Source organism: Ruegeria arenilitoris (assembly GCF_013032445.1).
Taxonomy (GTDB): Bacteria; Pseudomonadota; Alphaproteobacteria; order Rhodobacterales; family Rhodobacteraceae; genus Ruegeria; species Ruegeria arenilitoris_F.
Genome location: NZ_WQCA01000012.1, coordinates 82501 through 109288 on the forward strand (window position 1 = coordinate 82501; position 26788 = coordinate 109288).

The 26788-nt window shown below is 60.1% G+C and carries 31 protein-coding genes; 20 read left to right on the forward strand and 11 right to left on the reverse strand.

Annotation, left to right across the window (positions count from 1 at the left end):
* The 7 genes from GOW98_RS18215 to GOW98_RS18245 all read right to left on the reverse strand — a co-directional run bounded on the left by GOW98_RS18215 (position 1) and on the right by GOW98_RS18245 (position 6795).
* Positions 1-384, reverse strand: coding sequence for a hypothetical protein (locus GOW98_RS18215; RefSeq protein WP_170334644.1), 384 nt, complete (start codon positions 382-384; stop codon positions 1-3).
* Complete coding sequence (locus tag GOW98_RS18220; protein WP_170334646.1) at positions 381-1469, reverse strand: EscU/YscU/HrcU family type III secretion system export apparatus switch protein; 1089 nt, start codon at positions 1467-1469, stop codon at positions 381-383. Before GOW98_RS18220 ends, GOW98_RS18215 begins: the two co-directional genes overlap by 4 nt.
* Positions 1466-2239 carry a flagellar biosynthetic protein FliR gene (locus GOW98_RS18225; RefSeq protein ID WP_170334648.1) on the reverse strand — a complete coding sequence of 258 codons (774 nt, stop codon included), beginning with the start codon at positions 2237-2239 and terminating at the stop codon, positions 1466-1468. The genes GOW98_RS18220 and GOW98_RS18225 overlap by 4 nt, the downstream gene beginning before the upstream one ends.
* Positions 2236-4263, reverse strand: coding sequence for a flagellar biosynthesis protein FlhA (gene flhA, locus GOW98_RS18230; RefSeq protein WP_217359633.1), 2028 nt, complete (start codon positions 4261-4263; stop codon positions 2236-2238). The genes GOW98_RS18225 and flhA overlap by 4 nt, the downstream gene beginning before the upstream one ends.
* 69 nt (positions 4264-4332) lie before the next feature.
* Positions 4333-5025, reverse strand: a complete 693-nt coding sequence (locus tag GOW98_RS18235) for a lytic transglycosylase domain-containing protein (protein WP_437436867.1) — start codon at positions 5023-5025, stop codon at positions 4333-4335.
* Positions 5026-5098: 73 nt separating this feature from the next.
* Positions 5099-5527, reverse strand: a complete 429-nt coding sequence (locus GOW98_RS18240; protein ID WP_170334652.1) for an Lrp/AsnC family transcriptional regulator — start codon at positions 5525-5527, stop codon at positions 5099-5101.
* 35 nt (positions 5528-5562) lie between these two features.
* Positions 5563-6795, reverse strand: coding sequence for an MFS transporter (locus tag GOW98_RS18245; protein WP_170334820.1), 1233 nt, complete (start codon positions 6793-6795; stop codon positions 5563-5565).
* Positions 6796-6993: 198 nt separating this feature from the next.
* Between GOW98_RS18245 and GOW98_RS18250 the strand changes: the two genes are divergently transcribed.
* The 7 genes from GOW98_RS18250 to GOW98_RS18280 all read left to right on the forward strand — a co-directional run bounded on the left by GOW98_RS18250 (position 6994) and on the right by GOW98_RS18280 (position 11778).
* Positions 6994-7608, forward strand: a complete 615-nt coding sequence (locus GOW98_RS18250; RefSeq protein WP_170334654.1) for a ribonuclease D — start codon at positions 6994-6996, stop codon at positions 7606-7608.
* Positions 7605-8567: a KpsF/GutQ family sugar-phosphate isomerase gene (locus GOW98_RS18255; RefSeq protein ID WP_170334656.1), complete on the forward strand. Its 963-nt coding sequence runs from the start codon at positions 7605-7607 to the stop codon at positions 8565-8567. The genes GOW98_RS18250 and GOW98_RS18255 overlap by 4 nt, the downstream gene beginning before the upstream one ends.
* 15 nt (positions 8568-8582) lie before the next feature.
* Positions 8583-9182, forward strand: a complete 600-nt coding sequence (gene lptC / locus GOW98_RS18260) for an LPS export ABC transporter periplasmic protein LptC (protein WP_170334658.1) — start codon at positions 8583-8585, stop codon at positions 9180-9182.
* Between the two features lie 39 nt (positions 9183-9221).
* Positions 9222-9677: an LptA/OstA family protein gene (locus tag GOW98_RS18265; RefSeq protein WP_170334660.1), complete on the forward strand. Its 456-nt coding sequence runs from the start codon at positions 9222-9224 to the stop codon at positions 9675-9677.
* The gene (gene lptB, locus GOW98_RS18270) at positions 9677-10435 is read left to right on the forward strand and encodes an LPS export ABC transporter ATP-binding protein (RefSeq protein ID WP_170334662.1); all 759 of its coding nucleotides are present in this window, start codon (positions 9677-9679) and stop codon (positions 10433-10435) included. The genes GOW98_RS18265 and lptB overlap by 1 nt, the downstream gene beginning before the upstream one ends.
* Before the next feature lie 252 nt (positions 10436-10687).
* Positions 10688-11251, forward strand: coding sequence for a ribosome hibernation-promoting factor, HPF/YfiA family (gene hpf / locus GOW98_RS18275; RefSeq protein WP_170334664.1), 564 nt, complete (start codon positions 10688-10690; stop codon positions 11249-11251).
* 62 nt (positions 11252-11313) lie between these two features.
* Positions 11314-11778, forward strand: coding sequence for a PTS sugar transporter subunit IIA (locus GOW98_RS18280; RefSeq protein WP_170334666.1), 465 nt, complete (start codon positions 11314-11316; stop codon positions 11776-11778).
* A 66-nt stretch (positions 11779-11844) separates the two neighbouring features.
* Here GOW98_RS18280 and GOW98_RS18285 read toward each other — a convergent pair whose 3' ends face one another.
* On the reverse strand, positions 11845-12360 hold the full coding sequence (locus tag GOW98_RS18285) for a CAP domain-containing protein (RefSeq protein WP_170334668.1): 516 nt from the start codon (positions 12358-12360) through the stop codon (positions 11845-11847).
* Between the two features lie 168 nt (positions 12361-12528).
* Between GOW98_RS18285 and GOW98_RS18290 the strand changes: the two genes are divergently transcribed.
* Positions 12529-13128 carry a L,D-transpeptidase gene (locus GOW98_RS18290; RefSeq protein ID WP_170334670.1) on the forward strand — a complete coding sequence of 200 codons (600 nt, stop codon included), beginning with the start codon at positions 12529-12531 and terminating at the stop codon, positions 13126-13128.
* A 140-nt stretch (positions 13129-13268) separates the two neighbouring features.
* On the forward strand, positions 13269-13451 hold the full coding sequence (locus tag GOW98_RS18295) for a hypothetical protein (RefSeq protein ID WP_010442520.1): 183 nt from the start codon (positions 13269-13271) through the stop codon (positions 13449-13451).
* An 87-nt stretch (positions 13452-13538) separates the two neighbouring features.
* Here GOW98_RS18295 and hemH read toward each other — a convergent pair whose 3' ends face one another.
* Together hemH and GOW98_RS18305 are read right to left on the reverse strand one after the other, a co-directional pair.
* The gene (gene hemH, locus GOW98_RS18300) at positions 13539-14588 is read right to left on the reverse strand and encodes a ferrochelatase (protein ID WP_170334672.1); all 1050 of its coding nucleotides are present in this window, start codon (positions 14586-14588) and stop codon (positions 13539-13541) included.
* 57 nt (positions 14589-14645) lie between these two features.
* Positions 14646-15476, reverse strand: a complete 831-nt coding sequence (locus tag GOW98_RS18305) for a methyltransferase domain-containing protein (RefSeq protein WP_170334674.1) — start codon at positions 15474-15476, stop codon at positions 14646-14648.
* A gap of 16 nt (positions 15477-15492) precedes the next feature.
* Between GOW98_RS18305 and GOW98_RS18310 the strand changes: the two genes are divergently transcribed.
* Genes GOW98_RS18310 through GOW98_RS18330 form a run of 5 tightly spaced genes read left to right on the forward strand, consistent with a single transcriptional unit; the run spans position 15493 to position 18533 of the window.
* Positions 15493-16221, forward strand: a complete 729-nt coding sequence (locus GOW98_RS18310; protein ID WP_170334675.1) for a ComF family protein — start codon at positions 15493-15495, stop codon at positions 16219-16221.
* 37 nt (positions 16222-16258) lie between these two features.
* Positions 16259-16516 carry a glutaredoxin 3 gene (gene grxC, locus GOW98_RS18315; protein WP_170334677.1) on the forward strand — a complete coding sequence of 86 codons (258 nt, stop codon included), beginning with the start codon at positions 16259-16261 and terminating at the stop codon, positions 16514-16516.
* Positions 16516-17346, forward strand: a complete 831-nt coding sequence (locus GOW98_RS18320; RefSeq protein WP_170334679.1) for a carbon-nitrogen hydrolase family protein — start codon at positions 16516-16518, stop codon at positions 17344-17346. The genes grxC and GOW98_RS18320 overlap by 1 nt, the downstream gene beginning before the upstream one ends.
* Before the next feature lie 14 nt (positions 17347-17360).
* On the forward strand, positions 17361-17801 hold the full coding sequence (locus GOW98_RS18325) for a MarR family winged helix-turn-helix transcriptional regulator (RefSeq protein WP_170334681.1): 441 nt from the start codon (positions 17361-17363) through the stop codon (positions 17799-17801).
* A gap of 42 nt (positions 17802-17843) precedes the next feature.
* A complete protein-coding gene (locus GOW98_RS18330; RefSeq protein WP_170334683.1) occupies positions 17844-18533 on the forward strand; it encodes a hypothetical protein in 690 nt (229 codons plus the stop codon).
* Positions 18534-18563: 30 nt separating this feature from the next.
* Here the strand turns inward: GOW98_RS18330 and ubiG are convergent, their stop codons facing one another.
* Positions 18564-19313, reverse strand: coding sequence for a bifunctional 2-polyprenyl-6-hydroxyphenol methylase/3-demethylubiquinol 3-O-methyltransferase UbiG (gene ubiG, locus GOW98_RS18335; RefSeq protein ID WP_170334685.1), 750 nt, complete (start codon positions 19311-19313; stop codon positions 18564-18566).
* Positions 19314-19361: 48 nt separating this feature from the next.
* Here ubiG and pip point away from each other — a divergent pair, with 48 nt between their 5' ends.
* The 6 genes from pip (at position 19362) to infB (ending at position 26649) form a co-directional block, all read left to right on the forward strand.
* Positions 19362-20339, forward strand: a complete 978-nt coding sequence (gene pip / locus GOW98_RS18340) for a prolyl aminopeptidase (RefSeq protein ID WP_170334687.1) — start codon at positions 19362-19364, stop codon at positions 20337-20339.
* Positions 20336-21157 carry an ABC transporter substrate-binding protein gene (locus GOW98_RS18345; protein WP_170334689.1) on the forward strand — a complete coding sequence of 274 codons (822 nt, stop codon included), beginning with the start codon at positions 20336-20338 and terminating at the stop codon, positions 21155-21157. The genes pip and GOW98_RS18345 overlap by 4 nt, the downstream gene beginning before the upstream one ends.
* A 158-nt stretch (positions 21158-21315) precedes the next feature.
* Positions 21316-21906, forward strand: coding sequence for a ribosome maturation factor RimP (gene rimP, locus GOW98_RS18350; RefSeq protein ID WP_170334691.1), 591 nt, complete (start codon positions 21316-21318; stop codon positions 21904-21906).
* Positions 21906-23519 (forward strand): transcription termination factor NusA, encoded by a 1614-nt coding sequence (nusA, locus tag GOW98_RS18355; protein ID WP_170334693.1) that lies wholly within the window; start codon positions 21906-21908, stop codon positions 23517-23519. Before rimP ends, nusA begins: the two co-directional genes overlap by 1 nt.
* A 23-nt stretch (positions 23520-23542) precedes the next feature.
* Positions 23543-24166 (forward strand): RNA-binding protein, encoded by a 624-nt coding sequence (locus GOW98_RS18360; protein WP_170334695.1) that lies wholly within the window; start codon positions 23543-23545, stop codon positions 24164-24166.
* An 8-nt stretch (positions 24167-24174) separates the two neighbouring features.
* A complete protein-coding gene (gene infB, locus GOW98_RS18365; RefSeq protein ID WP_170334696.1) occupies positions 24175-26649 on the forward strand; it encodes a translation initiation factor IF-2 in 2475 nt (824 codons plus the stop codon).
* Positions 26650-26788 lie beyond the last annotated feature (139 nt).

A 26788-nucleotide genomic window follows, 5' to 3' on the forward strand; every position in this document is an offset into this window, starting at 1 on the left:
TTAAACGGACAGCTTCTTGTTCAACGCGTGTTTGCGTGCCGATTTCTGTGCCGCCGACAGGTTCGTAACAGCCTGCTGACGGCCAAACGCCGTGCGCAACGCCTCCATCGCCGTCAGCTTTTGTGCCCGCAGCCGGGCGAGCTCCATGTTTAGCTGGCGGCGCGTGGCCGATTCCCATCCATTCCACAAAACGTCCGTGCCCGTGACGCGATACCCTTCGGCTGAAGCACTGTCCCGGCGGGTTTGCTGAACCTGAGCATCTAATCGCGCCAGTTGTTGCTGCACCTGCGCCTCGGCTTCGATCAGCGGGCGTAGGGCGTTGTATTCCTTTTGAAACGCCACTTCCGTGACTTTTTCGAGGTCTAAAAACCCGTCCTGTTTCATCTGATCTGTTCCTTTGCCCGCTTGCGCATCGCCTCGGCAAACCGGATTGCGGCGGCCACGGGACGATAGTGTTCTTCGGTAATTTCCTGACCGATCTCGACGGCTGCATGAAGCGCGCGCGCGGTGGGTGGATCGGAGTGTATGGGCAAACCGGATTCGGCGGCGCGTGCGCGGATCGCCGCAGCGACCTCGTCGACGCCCTTGGCCACACAAACCGGAGCCGAGCCCGCCGTCCGAGCCCATTTCAGTGCCACCGCATAGTGGGTTGGGTTGACGATCACCACATCCGCCGATGGCACATCCGACATCATCTGGTTTGCCGCGATATCCTGCGCCCGCTGGCGGCGTTGCTGTTTTACATGCGGATCGCCCTCGGCGTCTTTGGTTTCGTCCTGGATTTCCTTTCGCGACATTCGGTTCTTGCGCATGTGTTCGGCATATTGCCACAGGTAATCCACCACCCCGATCGCCAGGGCCACGGCGATGACGATGAACAGGAAGCGAAACAGCAGGTTCATCATCAACATCACCGAGGATCGCGCGGGGGCAGTGCTGGCCGACAGGATTTCGCTCAGGTTCGAACGCAGGAATAGCGCCAGACAAGTGCCGTAGATCACCAGTTTCACAAAGCTCTTGGCAAATTCGAACAGGCCGCCGCGACCGAATTTGTTTTTGGCGTTGGAAAAGAGCGAGATACGGGACAGTTTCGGTTTCAGCTTACTGGGCGCAAAGATCAGCGCGCGCTGGGCGATCAGGCTGAGCAGAACAGCACAGGCGGGCAGGGCAAACAGGATCGAGACGGACAGCAAGGCGGTTTTTAGCATCCCGCCAACCGGGGTTGCCGCTGGGCCGTCGGTCACTAATGGGGCAAGTGTATCCGCCTGATCGATCAGGACGACAAACAGGGACCCCATATGCTGCACGCCAAACTGACCGGCTGCAAACAACGCGACGAGAAACCCGGTATAGGCAGCCACAACGGAAAGGTCGTTGGATTTGGCGACCTCACCCTTTTCCCGCGCCTTCTGCAGTTTCTGCGGCGTCGGCTCATAGGACTTGTCACTGTCGTCATCCGATCCGCTCATCGTGTGCCCTCAAGCGGGTTTACCATGAAGGCGAACAGGGCTTCGGACCAAACTGACAGGATCAGAGGGGTGCCTGCAAACAGTAGGAACAGCCCTGCAAAGGTGATGGCGGGGGCGCCGACAAAGGCCACCATCAGCTGCGGCATCGCACGATTGATGACACCCAGCGCGAGGTTGTAGATCAGCGAGGCGATGACAAAGGGCATGGCCAACGCAAAGGCCGTACCAAAGCTGCGTGCGATCTGCTGCACGCCCCATTGCGACAGGTCTGGCGCCATCGGCGCGGTGCCCATCGGAAACAGGGTATAGCTCTGGATCAGAAACTGCGCGACGCGGATATGCAGACCCAATAGCACCGCCAAAGCCAATCCCGCCAAGGTCAGCAGATACCCCATTGCAGGGACCGGATCGGCTGCCGCTCCGCCCAGGATCTGAGACAATGAGGTCGCCTGCGCCGCAATCGATCCAGCCGTTTGCAGGGCGAGTACGAACAGGCGCAGGCCCAGCCCCAGTACTACTCCGATCAGGGCCTCAACCACGATCATCCGCGCCAGCGGAAACAGGTCAGGCGCAGCGCCCGCAGCCTGTATCGCTGGCGCCACAATCAGCGTAAACGCTACCGCGATGCCAAGTTTGGCGCGGGTCGGGATGCTGCGTTCCCCGAAGGCCGGTAACAATGAGACCATGGCTGAGACGCGTAGAAAGACGGCAAACAGGTGCCACAGACCCTCGCCCAACTGGGGCAGAAGTTCTGGCGGCAGCGCGATCACGCGGGCACTGTTCCAACCAGCGCAGGGCGCGCCTCAAGCCCGATTTCCTCGAAGGACAGAACCGGGTTGGCGATGCCGCGCGCGTGCATGATGGTGCGCAGTAACCTGCGTCGTCGGGTTGAGGTGACCACGGCCGGAAACACCCCGTGATCGGCGGATTGTGCCACACTGCCAACCACCCCATCGGCCAGCTTGTTGAACAGGTTCGGCGGCAGCGCCACGTCCAACCCGGCATTTGGCGCGTCGATTTGGTAGGTGGCGAAGGTGTCCTCCCATTCCGGGGCCAGCTGGATCAGGGGGATCGAGCCATCCTCGCGTTTCATCTCGGCCACCAGTTGGAAGCCCAGCCGTTGCCGGACCAGCTCGCAGATGCCCTCGGGCTGGGTGGTGGTCAGGCGCGCCTCGGCCACGCTTTCCAGAATAAGCGCCATGTTGCGGATCGAGACACGTTCGTCCAGCAAAAGCCGCAGCACTGCGTGCAGCGTATCGATCGGCACCTTGTCGGGGATCAGCTCGTCCAAAAGCTTGCGGTTGGCCTCGGCCCGGACCGGATCGCTGAGGCGCGTCATCTCGGACAACAAGCGGCGCAGGGATTTCAGCGTCAGCAGGCGCGAGAAGTTCTGTTTGATAATCTCCAGCAGATGCGTGGCCAGAATCTCGGGTGGAGAGACAATCGTGGCTCCGCTCATCGCCGCGGCCTCCTGATCCTTGGGCAGAATCCAGCGGGCCGGGGCGCCATAGACGGGCTCGGTCACGTCATTGCCTTCGGGAAGCATATCGCGGTCATCCTGCACCAGCGCCAACACCAGATCGGGGTTCAGAACACCGCGCGCCTGTTCCACCCCCTGCACCTTGACCACGTAGGTACCCATAGGCAGATCAGCGCGGTCGGTCAGGCGGATATCGGGCAGGATCAGCCCAAAGCTTGAGGCCACATAAGTCCGCATATTGGCAATTCGCGCGTCCAGACCGGTGCCGGGGTTCAGGACCATGCTGACCAGATCGGGGGCGAACTCCAGATGCACGTCGTCCAGATCCAGAATGTCGCCGATTGCCTGCGAGACTGGCGTTTTATCCTGTGGCGCCGGGTTCAATGCGGCCTCTTCCTCGGCCTTTTGTTTGCGATGCACGTTGAAGGCGGCATAGCCCAGCACACCAGCGCCCAGAATGAAGGGCAAAAACGGCAGGCCGGGGACCAGCGCAAACAGCACCATCAGGATCGCGACCGTCCCCAGCGCTGCCGGATGCTTGCCCAGTTGTGAGAAAATCGCGTTGTCGGTGGCCCCCTGCGTGCCGCCGCGCGCCAGCAGCAGGGCCGAGGCGATGGAGATGATCACCGCCGGGATTTGCGACACCAGCCCATCGCCGACGGTCAGGATGGCATAGGTCGCGAACGCCGCAGAAATCGGCATCCCGTGTACAATCACGCCCATGATCAGACCCATCACGAGGTTCAACAGTGTGATCAGCAGACCGGCAACTGCATCGCCTTTGACGAATTTCGATGCGCCATCGAGTGAACCGAAGAAAGTGGTCTCCTGCTGTTCGCGCTCGCGCCGTTCCTTGGCTTGCTGGTGGTCGATGGCCCCGGCGGACATGTCGCTGTCGATGGCCAGCTGCTTGCCCGGCATCCCATCCAGTGCAAAACGCGCGCCGACCTCGGCCATCCGCGCGGCACCCTTGGTGATGACCATGAAATTCACGATCAGCAGCACGCCGAACACCACCAGACCCAAGAAAATACTGCCGCCCATGACGAAATCGGCAAACCCCTCGATCACGTCGCCGGCGGCGTTGGGGCCGGTATGCCCCTCTCCGATGATCAGCTTGGTTGAGGACACGTTCAGCGACAGCCGCAACATCAGCGAGGCCAGCAGGATCGTCGGGAAGGACGAGAAATCCAGTGGTCGTTCGATGAACAGCGTCAGCGTGAAGATCAGGATCGCCAGCGCGAACGAGGCCGCCAGCCCCACATCCAGCACCCAGGCGGGCATGGGCAGGATCATCATCACGATGACCGTCATCAGCGCCAACGCCAGCAGCACGGTCGGAGAAAACAGGGAACGGGCGTCGATCTTGGGCACGCAGGTCTCCTAGTTGAAAGAAATAAACGCGATGGCAGTGTCGGAGGGTGGAGCCAGCGAGCCCAAAACGCTGCCGGATTGCGGCAGGTTGACCGGGATCAGAGGGGTTGCCGCAGTGGTGAACGGGTCGCGCGACGCCTCTTCCGGAGCGGCGGGCAGTGTCTGGTCCAGCTGTGCCAGCACGGTCTGAAACCGGCCAGAATAGGCCTGGGCCAAGGATGGCGTGCGGGAATGATAGGCCCCGACGGCAGCAGGCCACGAGCCGAGCTCGGCATAAAGGTCATTCAGGAACCGCGCGGCATAGGTGGCGTTTTCATCCGGGTCGAACATGGCGTCGATCGAGCGGAACGCCTTGGCGTGCCAGCGGTAGTTGATCTGGAAACAGCCGATGTCGAAGCTGCGTTTGCCTGCCTTGAAGATGTTGAAAACGTAGGATTTCGCCTCGATTTCCGAGGTGAACCAATACCCCTGCCCCTCGACATTGATGGTCCAGGGCCAGGGTTCCAGCCGTCCGTCCTGCAGACGTCCGGTTTCGACCCGGGCGATTGCACGCAGCACGTCGAGCGGGACGCCTTCGGACTGCGCGGCCCGGCGCGCGGCCGAATCGCACACCCCCGCGACGCGGGCATCAGGCATGGCAAAGCCCTGTTGCGCCAAAAACAGCGCAAAGAAACTCAGGCCAAGGATCAAACTATGGGGCATTCTGCCGGTCCGGGATTCTGATCAGTCCCGGCCAAGCTAGTCCCGCTTGGGTTTACAGACGGTTATCAGCCACCTAGTTTCGGTCGATCCGGCGACCGAAGACAACGCTTGTATTGGTGCGCAGCACGCCGGGGATCTTGGCCAGATCGTCGACCAGAATGTCCAGATCCTCGATTCTTGGGGCCTCGGCCGACAGCAGCAGGTCGAACTCGCCATTGATTGACAGGCAGAGTTTGACCTCGGGGTAGGCTTCGAGTCGTTTGATGATACGCGTGGTTTCCTTTTGCTGCACTTCCAACAGCACCACGACCTGCACGCGCGGGGCATCCTCGGAACTGTTCAGGATTACTGAGTATCCGGCGATTACGCCATTTTCTTCCATCCGGCGAATGCGTTCGTGCACGGTGGTTCGGGCTACGCCCAATTTCGCCGCGATTTTCGAGGTCGTCTCGCGGGCGTTGTGCTGCAGGGCGGCGATGATGCGACGGTCTAGCTGGTCCATGATCCCCTAGATGTAATGCACAGAGGGCGGGGGGCTCAAGACGTGTCAGAGCGTTCTTTTGAAACAGCTTTCCGACGTGGGCGCGGCCAGATCAGGGCCGCCGCCACAAGGCCGGGCGATGCGACTACAGACATGACCGCAAGCGTCGTTGCGGTGTTGGTCGTCGTCATCATCCAGCCCGCAAACGGGTACAGCACCAGCCAGCACGCATGGGACAGCGTGAACTGGGCGGCAAACACCGCCGGTCTGTCCTCGGGGCGGGCCGAGCGGGTCAGCAGGCGACCCGAAGGGGTCAGCGTTGCGGAATAGCCAAACCCGATGCAGGCCCACAGTATTGTCAGCCCGATCAGCGAGACTTGCGTGACGGCAAATGAAACTGTCGCTACCCCCATCGCCAAAGTGCCGATCGCGGCTCCGGTCAACATGACGCTGCGGTCCTTGTAGGTGTCCAACAACTTGGGAAGGGTGAACGCGGCCAGCATCGAGCCGCCGCCAAACCCGGCCAGAGCGATGGCCACCGCGCTTTCGGACAGGCCCAGATCGGCGCGGACGATGACCACGGTGTTGACGATGACCATTGCGCTGAGCGCTGCCGCCGTCCAGTTGAGTGCCAGCAGGCCCCGCAGGCGCGGTGTGCTCAGGTACAGGCGGATGCCACGCGTGGTCCGGTCGTAGATACCCCGGCGCTCTGTCGGTTTGGGCGAGGGCAAGGCGACCGACACCACAAGCAGAGCCGAGGCGATGAACCCCAGCCCGGTTCCCCAAAACAGGCTGTCAAAGCTTACGATCAACAGCAGCGCGGCGGCCAGCATCGGGCTCAGCAGGCTTTCCAGATCATAGGCCAGCCGCGACAGGGACAGGGCCTTGGTATAGTCCTGCTCGTCCGTCAACACATCCGGAATGGTGGCTTGAAACGCCGGGGTGAACCCGGCCGAGGCCGATTGCAGCACGAAGATCAGCACATAGACCTGCCAGATCTCGGTGACAAATGGCAGACAGATCGCAACCAGGGCCCGCACCAAATCCAGCGCCACCAGCATTCGGCGGCGGTCCAGCCGTTCGGCAATGGCCGCAGCAAGGGGGGCGATGATCACATAGGCGACCATCTTGATCGTCAGGGCCGTGCCCAGAACCATGCCCGCCGCATCGCCGGCCAGATCATAGGCCAGCAGCCCCAGCGCCACTGTCGCCAGCCCGGTGCCCGTCAGGGCCACCAGCTGTGCCGCCAGCAGGTGGCGATACGTTTGATTTCGCAGGACACTCAGCATCGGCAGGTTGTACCTTTTGACCATTCGGACCCGCTCCGGAGCCCCCTTTGACCCGAAGCGTTGCGCCCAAAACCATTTTCCTGTCAATGCCTTCGGGGTCAAGAAATCCGCGCAACTTGGCCGCATTCCATTGATAGCGTTGAGTTTGCGGACCAAACCTCCTATCTCGGGGGCAATACCGGACAAAGGAAGACCCCCGTGGCGAACCATCTCTATAAAAACGACCTGCCGGACGGGTTGGATCTGGGCCCTGTTGTGGCCATTGACTGCGAAACCATGGGGCTGAACCCGCATCGTGACCGCCTGTGCGTGATCCAGATGTCGGGCGGTGACGGCAACAGCCATATCGTGCAGGTTGAGAAGGGCCAGACGCAGGCGCCGAACCTGTGTGCGATGCTAGAAAACCCCGACGTGCTGAAGCTGTTCCACTTTGGCCGGTTTGACATAGCCGCGATGTACCACACCTTTGGCGCACTGGCAGCACCGGTCTATTGTACCAAGATCGCCAGCCGTCTGGTGCGCACCTATACCGACCGCCACGGCCTGAAGAACTTGTGTCAGGAGCTGATCGGCGTCGATATCTCGAAGCAGCAGCAGATGAGCGACTGGGGTGCTGAGACCCTGACCGATGCGCAGCTGGACTATGCCGCTTCTGACGTGCTGTACCTGCACCGCCTGCGCGAGGCGCTGGACGGGCGTTTGGCCCGCGAAGGGCGTACTGAGATGGCGCAGGCGTGTTTTGACTTCTTGCCGACGCGTGCGAAACTCGATCTCGCCGGTTGGCCCGAAACGGATATTTTTGCGCACTCATGACCGATACCGAAGCATTCCTGAGAACCGCCCGACAGGTTGTTACTGACGAAGCCCGTGCGTTGGACGTTCTGGCCGACAGTCTGGACGAACATTTTGCCGAGGCCGTGCAACTGATCCTGCAGGCGCCGGGCCGGATCATCATCAGCGGTATCGGCAAGTCGGGCCATATCGGCCACAAGATCGCCGCCACACTGGCCAGCACCGGTACGCCGGCCTATTTCGTGCACCCGGCCGAGGCGAGCCATGGTGATCTGGGCATGGTTTCGAAAGGCGATGTGGTTCTGGCGATTTCGAATTCGGGCGAGGCGCCGGAACTGGTGAACCTGCTGGCCTTTACCCGCCGTTTCAGCATCCCGCTGATCGGACTGTCCAGCAAGCCGGAAAGCACACTGATGAAGCAGGCCGATGTGCATCTGCTGATCCCGTCGATGGGTGAGGCCTGTGGCTTTGGCATGGTGCCGTCGATCTCGACTACGCTGACACTGGCGATGGGCGACGCGCTGGCAATCGCGCTGATGAAGTACCGCGACTTCAAACCCGAGGATTTCCGCGCCTTCCACCCCGGCGGCAAGCTTGGCGCGCAGTTGTCCACCGTGCGTGACCTGATGCACGCCGATCTGCCCGTGGTGCCCGAGGGAACCCCGATGAGCGAGGCGCTTCTTGTCATGAGCCAGAAGAGCTTTGGCGTTGTCGGCGTGACCGATGAGGCGGGTCGACTGATAGGCATCGTGACCGATGGTGACTTGCGCCGGAACATGGACGGCTTGCTGAACAAAACCACCGAAGAGGTCATGACCCGCAACCCGCTGACCATCGCACCCAACGCAATGGCGGAAGAGGCGGTGGCAATCATGAACGACCGCAAGATCACATCGCTGTTCGTGGTTGACCCCGATACGCAGGGCCCGGCGCAGGGGTTGCTGCACATCCACGACTGCCTGCGCGTCGGCCTGGGCTAGGCGGAGGGTTACGCGGTGGACGGACATTCCCGCAGGGTTCAGTTCTTCAAGGTGGTACTGCCATTGGTAGCCATCCTGATGCTGTCGACCGTTTTCCTTTTGTCGCGCAGTATCGAGACCAATGTGAGTGTTCCCTTTACACAGCAGGACATCGACGAACGTCTGGCCGATCAGGTGGTGACGCAGCCGAACTACCGCGGCACTACCCGCAAGGGCGAAGAGGTTCAGATTGAGGCGAACCGGGCTATGCAGGGAAGGGAAGGTTCAATTCCTACTGCCGCCGAATTTCGTGGTCGCATGAACCTTTCGGATGGCAAGGTCATCACGTTGGATTCGAATTCGGGCATGATCCGCCCCGATAAGAACACGGCCACTTTTGTCGGCGATGTGGTCATCACCTCGACCGACGGTACGGAAATCACGACCGATTTGCTAAACACTGCGCTGGACGAAATCCGGGGTAACGCACCCGGTCAGGTCAATGGCACTGGGATTATCGGCAATTTTACCGCTGGCAGTATGACCTTTGGTACGGAAAAAACTGACGGTCCGGTCCATATTCTTTTTACAGACGGTGTGAAGCTGATATACGAGCCTGAAAAAGCAGAAAGATAACCTGTGTTCGATTTTCGATTTGTCACAATTTGCCTTTGTATGACCCTCGGTGCCATTTCCGTTGCGGCGCAGGAGACTCAGGTTGCCTTTGGCGCCACTCAGGCCGACCCCAGCCTGCCGGTTGAGGTGACCTCGGAAAAGCTGAACGTCAATCAAGAGGACGGATCGGCCGAATTTCTTGGCAATGTGATCGTCATTCAGGGGGAAATGCGTCTGACCGCTGAAAGGGTACTCGTTATCTACAACGAAGAACGCTCGGGCATCGAACGGATGGAAGCGACCGAGGATGTGGTTCTTATAAGCCCGCCCGATGCAGCCGAGGGCGATTGGGCCGAATATACCATCGATTCCGGCGTGATCGTGATGAAAGGCAATGTGCTTTTGAACCAGGGGCCCAGCACCATCAGCGGCGATCAGATGAATGCCGACCTGACCGCCGGTACCGCGACGATGACCGGCAATGTCAAAACCATACTGCAGCAGGGCGACAACTGATGATGCGCCCGGAACTGACCGTGGCCGAAGGGCAATCCGGCCTCAGAATCGAAAAGCTGCGGAAATCCTACCGCAAGAAGACCGTGATCCGCGATGTGTCGATGACGCTGGATCGGTCCGAGGTTGTAGCGCTTCTGGGTCCGAACGGATCGGGGAAGACGACCACTTTCTATTCCGTCGCCGGTTTGGTCTTTCCCGAGGCGGGCACGGTCACGATCGACGGGCAGACGGTAACAACCTTGCCCATGTACCGGCGCGCGCGTCTTGGTATCGGTTATCTGCCGCAGGAGATGTCGATCTTTCGTGGCATGAGCGTCGAGGACAATATTGCCGCCGTTCTGGACATTACGGTGCGCCATGCTCACCGCCGCAAGGAGCGTTTGGAAGAGCTCTTATCGGATTTCTCGATCGAACATCTGCGCCGGGCACCGGCACTGGCGCTGTCGGGTGGTGAGCGTCGCCGCGTTGAGATTGCCCGCTGTCTTGCGGCTGACCCAAAATATCTGCTTTTGGATGAACCCTTTGCGGGTGTTGACCCGATCAGCGTCGGCGATATCCGCCATCTGGTTGCGGATCTGAAAAAGCGCGGCATCGGTGTTCTGATCACTGACCATAACGTGCGGGAAACGCTGGAAATTGTGGACCGCGCCTATATCCTGCATGACGGGCAGGTACTGATGTCCGGCACCCCGGACGAAGTGGTCGAAAACGAGAACGTCCGCCGGGTCTATCTGGGTGAAAACTTCAGGATTTCATGAGCTTGCGCAGAAATGCGCCGAATGCATGCCGGAAATCACGTATATACACGTCTGTTTTGATTGACTCTTCCGCCGTCTCTTGCCTCAATTGGGTCATGGCATTTCTTCGGTTCCCGTCTGGATCACGAGGCCCCTTCGTTGAAGGGGGAACCGTGCGGCTACCGCGGGAAATGTCTCTACCCCCCACCCGATAAAAACAAGTGCGTCGCGTTACGTGACGTCAGAATGGGTGTGAATTGTGAAGGAGATCACATGCGTTACCAAATCAGCGGAAAACAGATCGACATCGGCGAAGCACTTCAGACCCATGTGCAGACCGAACTTGGCGAGGTTGTTGGGAAATATGCCCAGCGTCCGACCGACGCCAATGTCGTCTTTTCCCGTTCTGCGCATGAATATGTATGCGAAACCACCGTACATCTTTCCACTGGCCTGACGGCGCAGGCCAAGGCCCACGCAACCGAGATTTACGCAGCATTTGAGGCTTGCTGCGACAAGATGGAAACCCAATTGCGTCGCTACAAGCGCCGTCTCAAGGATCACCACAAGGATCGTTCTGAGCCGGTTGAACTCTTTGGTGCTTCCTCATATATCCTCGCTTCTGACGAGTCTGAGTCGGCGAGCGAACCCGAATCCTTGCAGCCGATGATTGTGGCTGAGATGGAAACCAAAATCCCATCGCTGAGTGTTGGTGAAGCCGTTATGCAGATGGAACTGGTCGGTGCTCCGGTGCTGGTGTTCCGCAATGAAAACAAGGACGGATTGAACGTCGTGTACCGCCGGGATGACGGCAACATCGGCTGGATCGATCCGTAACAGGCAAGAATGACAAAGGCACGCCCCTGCAACCTGCGGGGGCTTTGCCGTGGAGCGTGATCATGGAGCTTTCGAGCATACTGAAACCAGAAGCGGTGCGTGTATTGTCGGCCGCATCCAGCAAGAAGCGGCTTTTTCAGGAAATTGCCGATGTGGCAGACGCGACTCTGGGTCTTGAGGCCCAGATCGTTGCCGATGGCCTGCTGGAACGGGAAAGCCTGGGTCCCACTGGTGTAGGTCATGGCGTGGCTCTGCCGCACGCCCGCATGGCTGAGCTTGAGGCTGTTGCCGGTGTCTTCGTGATGCTGGAGAAGCCGATTGATTTCGGGTCGGTCGATCGGCAACCAGTTGATATCGCCTTTGCGCTGTTTGCGCCGGAAGAGGCCGGGGTCGACCACTTGAAAGCCCTTGCGCTGGTGTCGCGGACCCTGCGTGATACTGCAGTCTGCTCGAAATTGCGGGCCAATCCGGACCCGGTCAAACTCTACGCCATTCTAACCGAAGCGCAGTCAATGCAAGCCGCCTAAACCATTCTCGATACGAAAAAGCCCCCGGTTTGCCGGGGGCTTTTTCGTTTTCGGATAGGGTTGCGGTTATCCGCCCGCACCCATTTCCAGCGTCCACCAGATCTTGCCGCCGCCTTCCTGATGCCAGGAAAAGCCCATCTGCGTGGCCTTGGGATCCATGATCACCGAACGCGGGCCGGGTTCCTGCATCCACGCGGCCAGAGTTTCAGTCTCGGTTTCATAAGTCTCAGAGATCGCCTCGCCCAGAAATGTGCCGTAATACCCCACGCGCTGGGCTCGATCAATTGGTGAAGAACCATCCGATCCAAAATGCCATGGGCGGTTTTGGCGCGCCATGTCCTTCGCATGCGTCGCCGCTGCTGCGTTGAGTCGCGAATTCAGCTGCACCGCCTGCAAACCCTGGGCCTGACGCAGGGCATTGACCGAATCAAGCATACGGAACTGCAGTTTTTCGGGATTGCCCCGGATTTTATAGACTGTCGGCAGTGGCCGCCCGTCCGATCCATATGTCGGCGTGCTGCCGGGGGTACATGCGGCCAGCCCGATAAAGCAGGCAAAAAGCAAAGAAATGATACGCGTCATGATCGACCTGATGATTGGTTTAACCTAGGGCATAGCGCGACAGACCGCCTTGGGCAAACGCGCATTACCCCAGTTCCGCGTGATTCTGCCGGTTTGATTTGCGACTGAAGCATTCTGGCCATAAAATGGGCTGGAATTTCAGACTGGCCCTAACAAAGGACCGCCGCCATGGTCAAAAAACTCTTTAATGCGCCCTCCCGCCGCGGATTTCTGACCGGAGCGTCAGCCCTGCTGGCCTCTCCTGCGGTCGCCCAATATATCCCCGGTGACCCGCTGCGTCCCGCGCCCGAACCGGAACCAGAGGTGCGTCGCAATATCTCAGGTTTCCGCGCGCTGGACTGGCAGCCCTATTTTTCCAACACGAACAACGGCGCCATTCTGGTCGATACCGTATCGCGTGCGCTACACTACTGGTCCGATGATCAGTCGGTGTACAAACTTTACCCCTCGTCTGTGCCATTGACCGAGGAATTGACCCGGCGCGGCCGGACCAGCGTGATCCGCAAAGTCGAAGGGCCAAGCTGGTCGCCAACGCCATCAATGAAGAAGCGCAATCCGGAATGGCCGGACTATATCCCTCCGGGTCCGGATAACCCGTTGGGAACACACGCTTTGTATCTGAGCTGGAAGTACTACCGAATCCACGGAACCCACGATACGCGCAAAATCGGTCGCCGGTCATCGAATGGCTGCATTGGTTTGTTCAATGAAGACATCGCTGAGTTGTTCTCTATGACGAAGGTCGGCACGCAAGTGTTGCTTATTTGACGACATTTTCGCGCACGAACCCGCTTGCGGCGCAAGTTGCAATTGCATTCCAGTCGGATAGCTGATTAGAAAAAACATACGAGGTAAGTCTTGGGTGTGCGGTTTCGCTATTTGGAACCGTGCAAATTCTGGAGGTTAATATGAAGAAACTCGTTCTCGCCGCTGCACTGACTGCTGCTGCATCGACCGCCTACGCTGGCAACCTGGAAGAGCCGGTTGTTGAAGCACCGGTTGTTGTCGAGGAAACTCAAGGTTCGTCGCAGGGCATCATCCTGCCGCTGATCCTGCTGGTCGTAGTTGCCGCAGCTGTTGCAGCAAGCTAATTTGACGAGCACCATCTAGAGAAAAGGCGGTGGAGCATTCCACCGCCTTTTTTCATGTCTGGTTGATCGGCCTGATTGAAAGGGTGGTCAGTCCAGCCAGCCCTTCAGGTTGTCTTCGACTACCTTGCCAAGCGCCGCGATGTGCGAATCATCGTCGTTGAGGCACGGAATATAGGTGAAATTTTCGCCGCCTGCTTCTTCGAAGCTTTCCCTGATCTCTTCGTTGATCTCTTCCAGCGTCTCGATGCAGTCAGCGGAAAATGCCGGTGCAATCACGGCGATGTTCTTTTTGCCCTGCTTGGCCAGTTCGGCCACGTGATCGACCGTATAGGGTTTCAGCCATTCCTCGGGGCCGAATCGGGATTGGAAGGTTGAAACAAGCTGGTCGTCCGCCCAGCCCAGCCGTTCCTTCAGCAACCGCGAGGTTTTTGCACATTGGCAGTGATAGGGGTCACCCTGCTGCAAATAACGCTCCGGCATTCCGTGGTATGAGACGACCAGAATGTCCGGCTGTGTCTCCATCGCCACATAGGCTTTTTCCACCGATCCGGCCAAGGCATCGATATAAGCGGGCTCATCAAAATAGGCGGGCACGGTGCGCGTGGCGGGCTGCCAGGCTTCCTCCATCAGCGCGCGGAAGAACTGGTCGTTGGCGGTGGCGGTCGTGGCACCGGCATATTGCGGGTAAAGGGGGAAGAACAGGATGCGGTCGCAGCCCGCCGCCACCATCTCGCGCACCTTGGACTTGGTTGAGGGGTTGCCGTACCGCATACAGAAATCGACCAGAACACGATCGCCATAGCGCGCCTGCATCGCATCGCGCAGCTTGGCGGTCTGGTCCTTGGTGATCGTCATCAGCGGGCTTTCGCCCTTGTCGTGGTTCCAGATCGACTTGTAGGCCTCGCCTGAGCTGAAGGGGCGTTTGGTTAGGATGATGCCCTGCAGGATCGGTTGCCACTTCCATTTGGGATAGTCGATGACGCGCTGATCCGACAGAAACTCGTTCAGATAGCGGCGCATCGGCCAATAGCTGTAGTCGTCCGGAGTGCCCAGATTGGCCAGCAGAATGCCGACGCGGCCCATCTTGACCTTGGGGTGGTCTGCGGGGGCATGGGATGGGCGAGTGGCGTCAAACATGTCGAGCTTCCTGAGATTTCTCTTTGCCAAGCTGAGATAACCGGAATTCACCGGTCGTCAATCGGGCAGTTTGCCTTCTTTTGCACCTAGTGCATCCGCAAGCCGCGCTTGGGCCGATCCGGGGCGCAGGGGTTTCTGCTGGCTGTCGTCGGGCGACCAGCCGGTCAGGCAGATCAGCTCGAACGTGGCGGCCAGACGGCCCTGAGGCGTGGTGAAGTGGTCGGCATAGATCTGCTGCGCCCGGGCAAAGACCTGCCGTTTTGTGGGGTGTTTCATGCGTCCGGACAGGCTGTTGGTCTCACCCATCGCGCGCAGGTCGTGCATCAGATGGGTCAGGTCGCGGTATTCTGCCGTCAGACGCGCGGTGTCGGCCACTGGCAGCGCAAGACCTACTCGTTGCAGCAAACCGCCCAGATCGCGCAGCTCGGCCATCGGCGCGATGCGAGGGCTGAGGCCGCCGGTGACTTCGATCTCGGCCTGCCCCAGCGCGGCGCGCAACTCGTGCAGGGTCTCTCCGCCCAGGCAAACCACCAGCAGCAGCCCGTCTGGCCGCAGGGCACGGTGGCACTGGATCAGTTGCCCAACCGGGTCGTTGGCCCAGTGCAGGGCCATGGCGTGAATTACCAGATCATGCGCGCCGGGCGTCAGGTCCAGCACCTCGTCATCCCCAACGATCCGTGCCCCGGGCAGCACATCCTGCCAAATCTGCGCAACCGGCGTCACCACTGCGGGTGCCGTAAAGGTTTTCTTAACCATAGAGAGCCGATCCTGCACCTCGGCCACGGCGGCATGGTGCAGAAACAGCGCGTCATCCTGCGCGCGGGCGCGGTGCCGGGTCAGGGCCGGGCGGTCAAATAGAGAGGGTGCGTTGGAGTCGGGCAACTTCATAGGGCGCAATTATCGCATGTGGCAGCGGATTCAAACCGCTGTTCATCTGATCTATCCGCCGCGCTGTTTGGGATGCGGTGAATTGACCGAAGCGGATTTCGGTTTGTGTGGCCAATGCTGGCGCGACACGCCCTTTATCGGCGGGGTGGTGTGCGAAAGCTGCGGCGTGCCGCTGCCGGGCGAGGCGGACGGCCATCGGATCGAATGTGACGACTGCATGAAAACCCCCCGCCCGTGGCAGGACGGGCGTGCGGCGCTTTTGTATGACGGCAAAGCGCGGTCCTTGATTCTGGCGCTGAAACATGGGGACAGGCCGGAACTGGCGAAACCAGCGGCCCGCTGGATGGCGCAAGCCGGGCAGGCTCTGTTTCACGACGACATGCTGATCGCGCCGGTGCCCCTGCACTGGTCGCGGCTGATGAAACGGCGCTACAACCAGTCGGCCCTGCTGGCGCAGCATCTGGGGGGGCTGACCGGGCTGGATGTCTGCCCGGATTTGCTGGTGCGACGGGTGCGGACCCCGGTGCTGGACGGCAAAACCGCTGCGCAAAGGGCGGAAACGCTGTCAGGTGCCATTGCAGCGCACCCCAAACGGGGTCACCGGATGCAAGGGCGCGACGTGTTGCTGGTGGATGATGTTATGACTTCGGGCGCAACGCTGGCGGCTTGTGCGCGTATCTGCCTTGCCGCGGGAGCAAATCATATTTTCGTGTTGGTACTGGCGCGCGTTGCCAAGGATGCCTAATTCGCTCAGGATTGCGCGAAACCCGAAGGGACGAAATATGAAGCCGGTTGAACTCTACACCTCTCCGCTATGCGGTTATTGCCACGCGGCCAAGCGGTTGCTGAAACAGAAAGGCGTCGAATTCAAAGAGATCGACGTGCTGCTGCACCCCAAACGCAAGCCCGAGATGATCCAACGCGCGGGTGGCAAGCGCACCGTGCCGCAAATCTTCATCGGTACCGACCACGTTGGCGGTTGCGACGATCTTTATGAGCTGGAGCGTCAGGGCAAACTGGATCGCCTGCTGGCGGCCTGATGAAAACCGCGCTGCTGCAACTCACCTCGTCGGATGACCCGGCCGAAAATCTGGCTACCGTGCGCACCATGATGGCCGAGGCAGCAGATCAGGGCGCGCGGTTCATCCTGACGCCCGAGGTGACGAACTGCGTGTCCACCAGCACGACACGGCAACATGAGGTGTTGCAGCGCGAAGAAGACGACCAGACGTTGGCGGGCCTGCGGGATCAGGCCGCCGCGCTGAGCGTATGGCTGCTGATCGGCTCATTGGCGGTCAAGACCCATGATGCCGACGGGCGTTTCGCCAACCGATCCTTCATGATCGGCCCGCAGGGGCAGATCGTGGCGCGATACGACAAGATTCATATGTTCGACGTGCAGGTCTCTGACTCCGAGACCTTTCGCGAATCCAAGAACTACCGCCCCGGCGAACGCGCGGTGCTGGCGCAGACCGAATTTGGCGCAGTTGGCATGACAATCTGTTATGACATCCGGTTCCCGCATCTCTATGCGGCTTTGGCGCAGGCAGGTGCGCGTATCCTGACCGTTCCGGCGGCGTTTTCCCCGGTGACTGGCGCGGCCCATTGGCAATCGCTGCTGCGCGCGCGGGCGATTGAAAACGGCTGTTGGGTGCTGGCCCCCGCACAGACCGGCACGCACCCGAAAACCCGCGGTAAGACGCGCTATACTTACGGGCACAGCATGGTTGTGGCCCCGTGGGGAGAGGTCGTCATCGACGCAGGCACCGATCCGGGCATTCACATTTTCGATTTGGATGATAGTTCTGTGACTGAGGCGCGCCGCCGCGTGCCTTCCTTGACTCACGTGCGGCCCTTCGACGGGCCCTGATCCAGAACCGAGACATGACGGACGAGAAAAATGCCCTTGCGGTCACGCTGTTCAGCGAGATCCTGACCGCCGACCAGTTGCTGCGGAACCGGCTCAGCCGGGTGCTGCCCAAGGGCATGGAAATCTCGCATTTCTCGGTGCTGAACCATCTGGTGTTTGTGGGCGACGAGCGCACGCCTGCGCAACTGGCCAGCACCTTTCACGTGACCCGAGGCGCGATGACCAACACCTTGGCCAAGCTGGAATGGGCCGGATACATCCACATCCGCCCCGACTGGGACGATGCCCGCCGCAAGATGGTCGCCATCAGCCCTGCGGGTCGCCGTGCGCGGGATCAGGCGATTTCTTCCATCGCACCACTGATCAATCGCGTGGTCGGAGAGCTGGGGCTGGAACGAGTCCGCAGCACGCTGCCGGTACTGCGGGATTTGCGATTGCAGTTGGAGGGGGAGTAGGGGTTCATAGATTGAGTTCGCCGCGCCGAAGGACCGTAGAAGATGACGGATGAAATTTGGATTTCCGACATTACCGTCGGGATGGACCTGCAGAGACCATTTCGTGCGCTTGTTCCCGACGATTTTCCTGAAGAACCAAGTGAGCGCTTTAAAGCATTCAGGTGGCAGCCAGGATCAGGATATCACTCCAATCTGGCGCGTTGGCAGCGTCTCGGAGAACCGTTAGAGCAGCAGGATATTTTGCCCAACTTCTTTCAGGAGGTTGCTCCTGAGGATCATGATTTTGAACCTCACTACGGCAATTATTCTCCTGTAATCGAGTTGTTTGGTATTCTGGCGGTCCGATCAGATGTGGCCGATGTCCTCAAGAATTTCGAATTAGGTCAAGGGGGGCTTTATCCCGTCAACCTGTTCGAAAAAGACAAGATCACACCGATTGAGCAGAACTACTCGATCCTTTGGATCGCAAATAAATCAGGCACGCTGAACGTTGCTGAGTCAAAAGGCCTTCGACGCGCCCGGCCCGACCGTGATGATCTATTCCGACTTCCTGAATGGAAGGATTTCAAGCCCGGGGATGTGGTCTGCAATGCGGATGCGGCGTCCGGTATCGATATATGGCGCGACCCGGGCGTACCACATCGCGTTTTTCTAAATGGGCGTCTCAAACAAGCGTTGGGCAAAGCCGGGTTTTCTCCGGCTTTCAGTCTTCGCTGTTTGACCGTCAAATAGGTAATCGTAGGATGGGTGTGAACACCCATCCTACGATCCCGGCTTCACACTCGCCGTCACGTAATTCACGCTAAGGTCGCGGTCCGAGATCGACCAGCTCCACAGGATCGGGTTGAACACGAATCCCTTGCGGTCCACCGGCTCCATCCCGGCTTGGCGCAGCAGGTCGAACAATTCGTCGGGGGTGATGAACTTGTTCCACTCATGCGTGCCGCGCGGCAGCCAGCGCATGACGACCTCGGCCCCGAAGATGGCCATGGCATAGGATTTCGGGTTGCGGTTGATGGTCGAACAGATCAGCAGGCCGCCCGGTTTAAGCAAGTGCTGCGACGCGGTTAAAAATCCCGCCGGGTCGGCGACGTGTTCGACCACCTCCATGTTCAGCACCACGTCGAACTGTTCGCCTGCGGCGGCCATGTCCTCGGCGGTGGTGTGGCGATAGTCGATCTCAAGCCCCGATTGCTCGGCATGGATACGCGCGACGGGCAGGTTGCCTTCGGCGGCATCGGCGCCGACGACCGTGGCCCCAAGGCGCGCCATGGGTTCGCTCAGCAGACCGCCACCGCAGCCGATATCCAGCAGGCGCAGGCCTTCGAACGGGCGCGGGGCTTTCAGATCACGGTCGAATTCGCCCGCAATCTGTTGTGTGATATAGTCCAGACGGCACGGATTCAGCATGTGCAGAGGCTTGAATTTCCCATGAGGGTCCCACCACTCGGCCGCCATCGCTTCGAATTTTGCGATCTCGGATGGGTCCACCGTGTTCGGATGCGCTTGCATTCCTGTCTCCGTATGCTCTTTTACGTTTAAGGACTATATAGGGCCATAATGGACAAGTACCCGGACCAAAAGCGCGCAGTTCAATATCTGTACCCGCCGATCGATCCTTTTGATCAGCGCATGGTGGATATGGGCGAAGGCCATCGCATTTATATGGAGCAATGCGGCAATCCAAACGGCAAGCCGGTGGTCGTGCTGCATGGTGGGCCAGGCGGCGGATGCAGCCCGGCGATGCGGCGCTATTTCGATCCGTCTGTCTATCGGGTGATTCTGTTCGACCAGCGCGGCTGTGGGCGGTCTCGGCCGCATGCGTCGGTGACCGACAACACGACGTGGCATCTGGTCGCGGATATCGAGCGGTTGCGGGCTTTACTGGATATCGACGACTGGACGGTGTTTGGCGGCAGCTGGGGCGCGACCCTGGCCCTGATCTACGCGCAAACCCATCCGGACCGTGTGAACCGATTGGTGCTGCGCGGTGTGTTTTTGGCCACCCAGTCTGAGCTGGATTGGTTCTACGGCGGCGGCGCGGGCAAATTCTGGCCCGAGCAATGGGCCAAGTTCACGGCTTTGCTGACCGAGGCTGAGCTCTCTGACCCGATTGGTGCCTACAACAAGCGTCTATTCTCGGGGGATCGGGCTACGGAAATTTTGTACGCTCGGGCGTGGTCATCGTGGGAAAACGCGCTGGCGTCGATTCATACCAATGGCGCGACTGGGGAAAGCCCCGGCGAATACGCGCGCGCCTTTGCGCGGCTTGAGAATCACTATTTCATCAACAACGCTTTTCTTGAGAAAGACGGGCGGATTCTGGATCAGATCGAGAAGATCGCCCATATCCCCGGCCATATCGTGCAGGGGCGCTATGACATGATCTGCCCGCCGCAGGCCGCGTGGAACTTGGCCGAGCGCTGGCCCAATGCCGAGCTGAAAATGGTGCGCAACGCAGGTCACGCCCTCTCTGAGCCCGGTATCAGTGCCGAACTGGTCCGGATCATGGACCGCGTGGCAGAGGAGGTGGCATGACCCGGATTGATCGCCGTGCTCTGTTTGCCTCGGGTGCTGCTGCTGCTTTGCTGGCGGCCACGGGGGCGTCGCTGGCGGATACGCCGAAGGCCGGTGGTACGCTGCGTCTTGCGGTGCCGCGCGACGACAGTCTGGAGCAGGTGGCTCGAGGGGCCGTGTTCGATACCCTGACCGAGATCGCCCCCGACGGCACTTTGCGCGGTGAGTTGGCAACTGGTTGGCAGACCGATTCTGACGCGCGCATCTGGCGTTTTGATCTGCGTACAGACGTAACCCTCCACGATGGCGCGGCGCTGGATGTGGCAGACGTGGTCTCGGTGCTGCGAGAGGTTGGGCGAGCCGAGGCGCTGACACCCGACTCGGTGAGGTTGGAACTGGTCAAAGCCAACCCGGGCCTGCCTTTCCTGCTGGCTGACAGCCGCTTTGTCATCACGCGCGAGGGTCAGGGCGTTACACCTCTGCACGCGGCCAATGGTACCGGTTGCTATCGTGTCGAACGGGCCGAGGATGATCGCCATTTTCTGGGCCGCAAGGTTGCCGGGCATTACAAGGACGGCACCGCAGGGTGGGCTGACACGTTCGAAATTATCGTGATCCCGGACGCCCGCGTTCGGGCCGAGGCCCTGCGGGACGGCTATGTGGATGTGGCTGCCCTGCCTGAAGGCGACGATCTGAAAGGCCAGCGCGGTCTGCGGTATCATCCCGGCGAATCGGATATGGCGCTGGCCGTGGCCCCGCATGTAGGTATGCCGCGCCAGATAGGGGCACAGCGTGCGCTGGACGACGGGCGCATTGCCGAACGGTGGTGGCGGGCGTAAATCCGTTCACGAATCCCGCCGGGGGTTGCAGTTTCGACAAACCCTGCGTATATGCAGTTTCAACAGCGGCGTGTCGGGCTTCGGTCCGGGGCTCCACCGGAAATTTCGACGGGCCGCGCGCCCGTTTTTTTGTGCCCGGATGAAGGGTAGATAACCAGATGACAAACGACCTTATTGCCAAGGCTGCCATTGACCGGCGACTGGCCGAGATTATCACCCCTGTGATCGAGGATCTGGGGTATGAGTTGGTCCGCATTCGCCTGATGAGCGGCAAGCAGACCACGCTGCAGATCATGGCCGACAAACCCGATGGCGGTATCGAAGTGGATGACTGCGCCGAGATTTCCAACGCGGTCAGCGCCACGCTGGATGTTGAGGACCCGATCCTGGACGCCTATACGCTGGAGGTTTCCAGCCCCGGCATCGACCGCCCTCTGACCCGTCTCAAGGATTTTGAGACCTTCGAGGGTTATGAGGCCAAGATCGAAACCGCTGAATTGATCGACGGCCGCCGCCGATTCAAGGGTGAGCTGGCCGGGATCGAAGGGGATGAAGTTCTGATCAACATCCCCGAGGGGGCTGAGACGATCACCATCGGTCTGCAATTCGACTGGCTGAGCGACGCCAAGCTGGTCCTGACCGATGACCTGATCAAGGAAATGCTGCGCCAGCGCAAAGACGCCGGTGCCCTGAACGAGAACGCTTTCGACGAGATTGAGACCGAAGGGTCCGAAGAGGAGACGAACTGATGGCAATCACCTCAGCCAACCAGCTGGAGCTGCTGCAGACCGCCGAGGCCGTGGCCCGCGAAAAGATGATCGACCCCGGTCTGGTTGTCGAAGCGATGGAGGAATCGCTCGCCCGTGCCGCCAAGAGCCGTTACGGCGCCGAGATGGACATCCGGGTTTCAATCGATCGCAAGACCGGCAAAGCGACCTTTACTCGCGTTCGCACTGTCGTCGAGGATGAGGAACTGGAGAACTACCAGGCCGAGATGACCGTCGAGCAGGCGAAACAGTACATGGAATCGCCCGAGGTTGGTGACGTCTTCGTTGAAGAGGTTCCACCGGTCGAGATGGGCCGTATCGCTGCTCAGTCCGCCAAGCAAGTCATTCTGCAGAAGGTTCGCGAAGCCGAGCGGGATCGTCAGTACGAAGAATTCAAGGATCGCGCAGGCACCATCATCAACGGTGCGGTCAAACGCGAAGAATTCGGCAACGTCATCGTCGATCTGGGTGGTGCCGAGGCTGTTCTGCGCCGCAACGACAAAATCGGCCGCGAAAGCTATCGCCCGAATGACCGTGTGCGCGCCTACATCAAGGAAGTTCGCCGCGAAGTGCGCGGCCACCAGATCTTCCTGTCGCGCACTGCGCCGGAATTCATGGCCGAACTGTTCAAGATGGAAGTTCCGGAAATCTATGACGGCATCATTGAGGTCAAAGCCGTGGCTCGTGACCCCGGTTCGCGCGCCAAGATCGCCGTTATCTCATACGATGGTTCCATCGACCCCGTCGGTGCCTGCGTTGGTATGCGCGGCAGCCGCGTGCAGGCCGTTGTGAACGAGCTGCAGGGTGAGAAAATCGACATTATCCCGTGGAACGAAGATCAGCCGACTTTCCTGGTGAACGCACTGCAGCCAGCCGAGGTTTCCAAGGTGGTTCTGGATGAAGAAGCCGGCAAGATCGAAGTTGTGGTTCCCGAGGAACAACTGAGCCTTGCCATCGGCCGCCGTGGTCAGAACGTTCGTCTGGCCAGCCAGCTGACTGGTCTGGACATCGACATCATGACCGAAGCCGAAGAATCGGCGCGTCGTCAGAAGGAATTCGAAGCCCGCACCAAGCTGTTCATGGACAGTCTGGATCTGGACGAATTCTTCGCTCAGTTGCTGGTTTCGGAAGGCTTCACCAACCTCGAAGAGGTTGCCTATGTCGAGCTTGACGAACTGCTGGTAATCGACGGTGTCGACGAAGGTACCGCGCAAGAGCTGCAGACCCGTGCTCGTGAATTCCTGGAAGCACAGGCCAAAGCGGCACTGGACAGTGCTCGCGCACTGGGCGCCGAAGACAGCCTTATTGAATTCGAAGGCTTGACACCCCAGATGGTAGAAGCTCTGGCAAAGGACGACGTGAAAACGCTGGAAGACTTTGCAACCTGCGCCGACTGGGAACTGGCGGGTGGCTGGACCACAGTCGATGGTGAGCGTATCAAGGATGACGGTGTGCTTGAGCCTTTCGGCGTGACGCTGGAAGAGGCGCAGGATCTGGTCATGACTGCGCGCATCATGCTGGGCTGGGTCGATCCGGCCGAGTTGGAGCAAGCCGAAGAAGACAGCGAAGTTGCTGAAGAGGAGGTCGAGGCCTGATCTCAGGGCCTCGGGTGGCGCACATGGGTCGCGGTGGCGTCCATAAGGATCGGTCCGAAGGACCTGAGCGCAAGTGCATCGCCACGGGCGAGGTTCAGCCTAAATTTGGCTTGATCCGCTTTGTGACGGGGCCGGACGGTCAGGTCTATCCGGATGTCGCGGCGAAATTGCCGGGGCGCGGGGTCTATGTGGCGGCGGATCGCGCTGCGCTGGACAAAGCCGTGGGCAAGAAACTGTTTGCCCGTGGGTTCAAGGCGCAGGTGAGCGTTCCGAACGACCTGACCGATGAGGTCGAAAAGCAGGTTGCGCGCCGTGTGATCGAGTTACTCAGCCTGGCGCGCAAGTCCGGTGACGCGGTCGCCGGGTACGAAAAGGTCAAGACGTGGCTGGACCGGGAAGAGGCCCAGGTTCTGATTCAGGCCATCGATGGATCGGGGCGCGGCAAGTCGAAACTGAGCACGCCGCACTTCGGTAAATTCATCGGATGGCTCACGGCGGACGAGTTAGGGCAGGCATTTGGTCGCCAAACGGTGATTCATGCGGCCTTGGCCTCTGGCGGACTCGCCAAACGTGTTGTAGAGGAAGCGCAGCGCCTGCGTGGCTTGCGCGAAACGGATGACGGCGGCAGGGGCCGCGCGGAAGGGTAAGAAGCTTTATGAGCGATAATGACGGCAAAAAGACATTGGGTCTTCGTGGCGGGGCACGCCCCGGAAATGTGAAACAGAGTTTCAGCCACGGACGCACCAAGAATGTCGTGGTGGAAACCAAACGCAAGCGCGTGGTGGTTCCCAAGCCGGGCGCCGGCAAGCCGGGTGGCGGAGCAACGCCCTCGGGTGATCCGTCGCGCCGCCCTGCCGGGATTTCCGACGCGGAAATGGCCCGCCGGATGAAGGCATTGCAGGCCGCCAAAGCGCGCGAGGCCGAAGAGGCCGCCGCCCGTGAGGCTGCTGAGAAAGCGCGTGAAGAAGAACGCGCCCGTCGCCGTGCCGAGCAGGAAGCCAAAGAACGCGAACAGCGTGAGGCTGAAGAACGTGCAAAGGCCAAGGCCGAAGAGGAAGAGCGCAAGCGCAAAGAGGCGGAAGAAGCCGCCAAACGCGCCGCGGCCGCCCCGGCCCCCGAAGAACCCAAAGCCGCCCGTGCTCCGGCCAGCAAGCCGGCGCCTGCTGCGACTCCGCGCAAGCAGGATCGCGAACGCGAACAGCGCGGTCGTGGCAAAGGTCGTGATGACAACCGTCGTTCCGGCAAGCTGACACTGGGTCAAGCCACCGGTGGCGAAGGCAACCGCCAACGCTCGATGGCGTCGATGAAGCGTAAGCAGGAGCGTGCGCGTCAAAAAGCCATGGGCGGCCCGGTCGAGCGGGAAAAGGTGATCCGCGACGTTCAGCTGCCCGAGGCGATCATGGTTTCGGAGCTGGCCAACCGTATGGCCGAGCGTGTGGCTGATGTCGTCAAATCGCTTATGCAGATGGGCATGATGGTCACGCAGAACCAGACCATCGACGCCGACACTGCCGAGCTGATCATCGAAGAATTTGGCCACAAGGTCACTCGCGTATCCGATTCGGATGTTGAAGACGTCATCAAAGAGGTCGAAGACAGCGAAGACGATCTGCAGCCGCGTCCGCCGGTTATTACCATCATGGGTCACGTTGACCACGGTAAGACCTCGCTGCTGGATGCGATCCGTGACGCGCGCGTTGTGGCAGGTGAGGCCGGTGGCATCACCCAGCATATCGGCGCTTATCAGGTCAAAACCGATGGCGGCACCACGCTGACCTTCCTGGATACTCCGGGTCACGCGGCGTTTACGTCGATGCGTTCGCGCGGGGCTCAGGTCACGGATATCGTGGTTCTGGTTGTTGCTGCTGACGACGCGGTGATGCCGCAGACGATCGAGGCGATCAACCACGCGAAAGCTGCCGGAGTGCCGATGATCGTGGCGATCAACAAGGTCGACAAGCCGGATGCAAACCCGGACAAGGTGCGCACCGATCTGCTGCAGCACGAAGTCATCGTTGAGAAAATGTCGGGTGAGGTTCAGGACGTCGAAGTCTCCGCCATCACCGGTCAGGGTCTGGACGAACTGCTGGAAGCCATCGCGCTTCAGGCCGAGATTCTGGAACTGAAAGCCAACCCCGACCGCGCCGCCCAAGGTGCCGTGATCGAGGCGCAGCTGGATGTAGGTCGTGGTCCCGTTGCCACCGTTCTGGTTCAGAACGGCACGCTGCATCAGGGCGACATCTTCGTTGTGGGTGAGCAGTACGGTAAGGTCCGTGCGCTGATCAACGACAAGGGTGAACGCGTCAAGGAAGCTGGCCCCTCGGTTCCGGTCGAAGTTCTGGGCCTCAACGGTACGCCCGAGGCCGGTGACGTTCTGAACGTGACCGAGACCGAAGCACAGGCCCGTGAGATCGCGGAATATCGCGAACAGGCTGCGAAGGACAAACGCGCTGCTGCCGGTGCCGCAACGACCCTTGAGCAGCTGATGCAGAAGGCCAAGGAAGACGAAAACGTCACCGAGCTGCCGATTCTGATGAAAGCGGATGTGCAGGGTTCCGCCGAAGCCATCGTTCAGGCGATGGAGAAAATCGGCAACGACGAAGTGCGCGTACGCGTTCTGCACTCGGGCGTGGGTGCGATCACCGAAACGGATGTCGGTCTGGCCGAAGCGTCAGGCGCACCGATCTTCGGGTTCAACGTGCGTGCCAACGCTTCTGCGCGGAACACTGCGAACCAGAAGGGTGTCGAGATTCGGTACTACTCGGTGATCTATGACCTCGTCGATGACGTGAAAGCGGCCGCGTCCGGCCTGCTGAGCGCCGAGATCCGCGAAAAGTTCATCGGTTACGCCGAGATCCGCGAAGTCTTCAAGGTTACCGGAGTCGGCAAAGTTGCAGGCTGTCTGGTCACCGAAGGCGTTGCCCGCCGTTCCGCAGGCGTGCGCCTGCTGCGCGACAACGTGGTGATCCACGAAGGCACGCTGAAGACGCTGAAACGCTTCAAGGACGAAGTGGCCGAAGTTCAGTCGGGTCAGGAATGCGGTATGGCATTCGAAAACTACGACGACATCCGCGCTGGCGACGTGATCGAGATCTTCGAGCGTGAAGAGGTCACCCGCACGCTGGACTGATCTGGTGTTGCATTGAAAAAAATAGCGGCGGCCCAATCGGTCGCCGTTTCTATGTCTTGTCTGAAGCTTTCCGATTTCAAAAACAACTACGCATCGCTTAATCGCCCTTTAGCCTCAAGAGGACAACGGCCGATTGTCT

Bases quoted from the DNA above. Each gene is read 5' to 3' on its own strand.
- GOW98_RS18215 (WP_170334644.1), bottom strand. From the start codon at position 384: ATGAAACAGGACGGGTTTTTAGACCTCGAAAAAGTCACGGAAGTGGCG.
- GOW98_RS18220 (WP_170334646.1), bottom strand. From the start codon at position 1,469: ATGAGCGGATCGGATGACGACAGTGACAAGTCCTATGAGCCGACGCCG.
- flhA (WP_217359633.1), bottom strand. From the start codon at position 4,263: ATGACGGTCATCGTGATGATGATCCTGCCCATGCCCGCCTGGGTGCTG.
- GOW98_RS18235 (WP_437436867.1), bottom strand. From the start codon at position 5,025: ATGCCCCATAGTTTGATCCTTGGCCTGAGTTTCTTTGCGCTGTTTTTG.
- GOW98_RS18240 (WP_170334652.1), bottom strand. From the start codon at position 5,527: ATGGACCAGCTAGACCGTCGCATCATCGCCGCCCTGCAGCACAACGCC.
- GOW98_RS18245 (WP_170334820.1), bottom strand. From the start codon at position 6,795: ATGCTGAGTGTCCTGCGAAATCAAACGTATCGCCACCTGCTGGCGGCA.
- GOW98_RS18255 (WP_170334656.1), top strand. From the start codon at position 7,605: ATGACCGATACCGAAGCATTCCTGAGAACCGCCCGACAGGTTGTTACT.
- GOW98_RS18265 (WP_170334660.1), top strand. From the start codon at position 9,222: ATGACCCTCGGTGCCATTTCCGTTGCGGCGCAGGAGACTCAGGTTGCC.
- lptB (WP_170334662.1), top strand. From the start codon at position 9,677: ATGATGCGCCCGGAACTGACCGTGGCCGAAGGGCAATCCGGCCTCAGA.
- hpf (WP_170334664.1), top strand. From the start codon at position 10,688: ATGCGTTACCAAATCAGCGGAAAACAGATCGACATCGGCGAAGCACTT.
- GOW98_RS18280 (WP_170334666.1), top strand. From the start codon at position 11,314: ATGGAGCTTTCGAGCATACTGAAACCAGAAGCGGTGCGTGTATTGTCG.
- GOW98_RS18285 (WP_170334668.1), bottom strand. From the start codon at position 12,360: ATGACGCGTATCATTTCTTTGCTTTTTGCCTGCTTTATCGGGCTGGCC.
- GOW98_RS18290 (WP_170334670.1), top strand. From the start codon at position 12,529: ATGGTCAAAAAACTCTTTAATGCGCCCTCCCGCCGCGGATTTCTGACC.
- GOW98_RS18295 (WP_010442520.1), top strand. From the start codon at position 13,269: ATGAAGAAACTCGTTCTCGCCGCTGCACTGACTGCTGCTGCATCGACC.
- hemH (WP_170334672.1), bottom strand. From the start codon at position 14,588: ATGTTTGACGCCACTCGCCCATCCCATGCCCCCGCAGACCACCCCAAG.
- GOW98_RS18305 (WP_170334674.1), bottom strand. From the start codon at position 15,476: ATGAAGTTGCCCGACTCCAACGCACCCTCTCTATTTGACCGCCCGGCC.
- GOW98_RS18310 (WP_170334675.1), top strand. From the start codon at position 15,493: ATGTGGCAGCGGATTCAAACCGCTGTTCATCTGATCTATCCGCCGCGC.
- grxC (WP_170334677.1), top strand. From the start codon at position 16,259: ATGAAGCCGGTTGAACTCTACACCTCTCCGCTATGCGGTTATTGCCAC.
- GOW98_RS18320 (WP_170334679.1), top strand. From the start codon at position 16,516: ATGAAAACCGCGCTGCTGCAACTCACCTCGTCGGATGACCCGGCCGAA.
- GOW98_RS18325 (WP_170334681.1), top strand. From the start codon at position 17,361: ATGACGGACGAGAAAAATGCCCTTGCGGTCACGCTGTTCAGCGAGATC.
- GOW98_RS18330 (WP_170334683.1), top strand. From the start codon at position 17,844: ATGACGGATGAAATTTGGATTTCCGACATTACCGTCGGGATGGACCTG.
- ubiG (WP_170334685.1), bottom strand. From the start codon at position 19,313: ATGCAAGCGCATCCGAACACGGTGGACCCATCCGAGATCGCAAAATTC.
- pip (WP_170334687.1), top strand. From the start codon at position 19,362: ATGGACAAGTACCCGGACCAAAAGCGCGCAGTTCAATATCTGTACCCG.
- GOW98_RS18345 (WP_170334689.1), top strand. From the start codon at position 20,336: ATGACCCGGATTGATCGCCGTGCTCTGTTTGCCTCGGGTGCTGCTGCT.
- rimP (WP_170334691.1), top strand. From the start codon at position 21,316: ATGACAAACGACCTTATTGCCAAGGCTGCCATTGACCGGCGACTGGCC.
- nusA (WP_170334693.1), top strand. From the start codon at position 21,906: ATGGCAATCACCTCAGCCAACCAGCTGGAGCTGCTGCAGACCGCCGAG.
- GOW98_RS18360 (WP_170334695.1), top strand. From the start codon at position 23,543: ATGGGTCGCGGTGGCGTCCATAAGGATCGGTCCGAAGGACCTGAGCGC.
- infB (WP_170334696.1), top strand. From the start codon at position 24,175: ATGAGCGATAATGACGGCAAAAAGACATTGGGTCTTCGTGGCGGGGCA.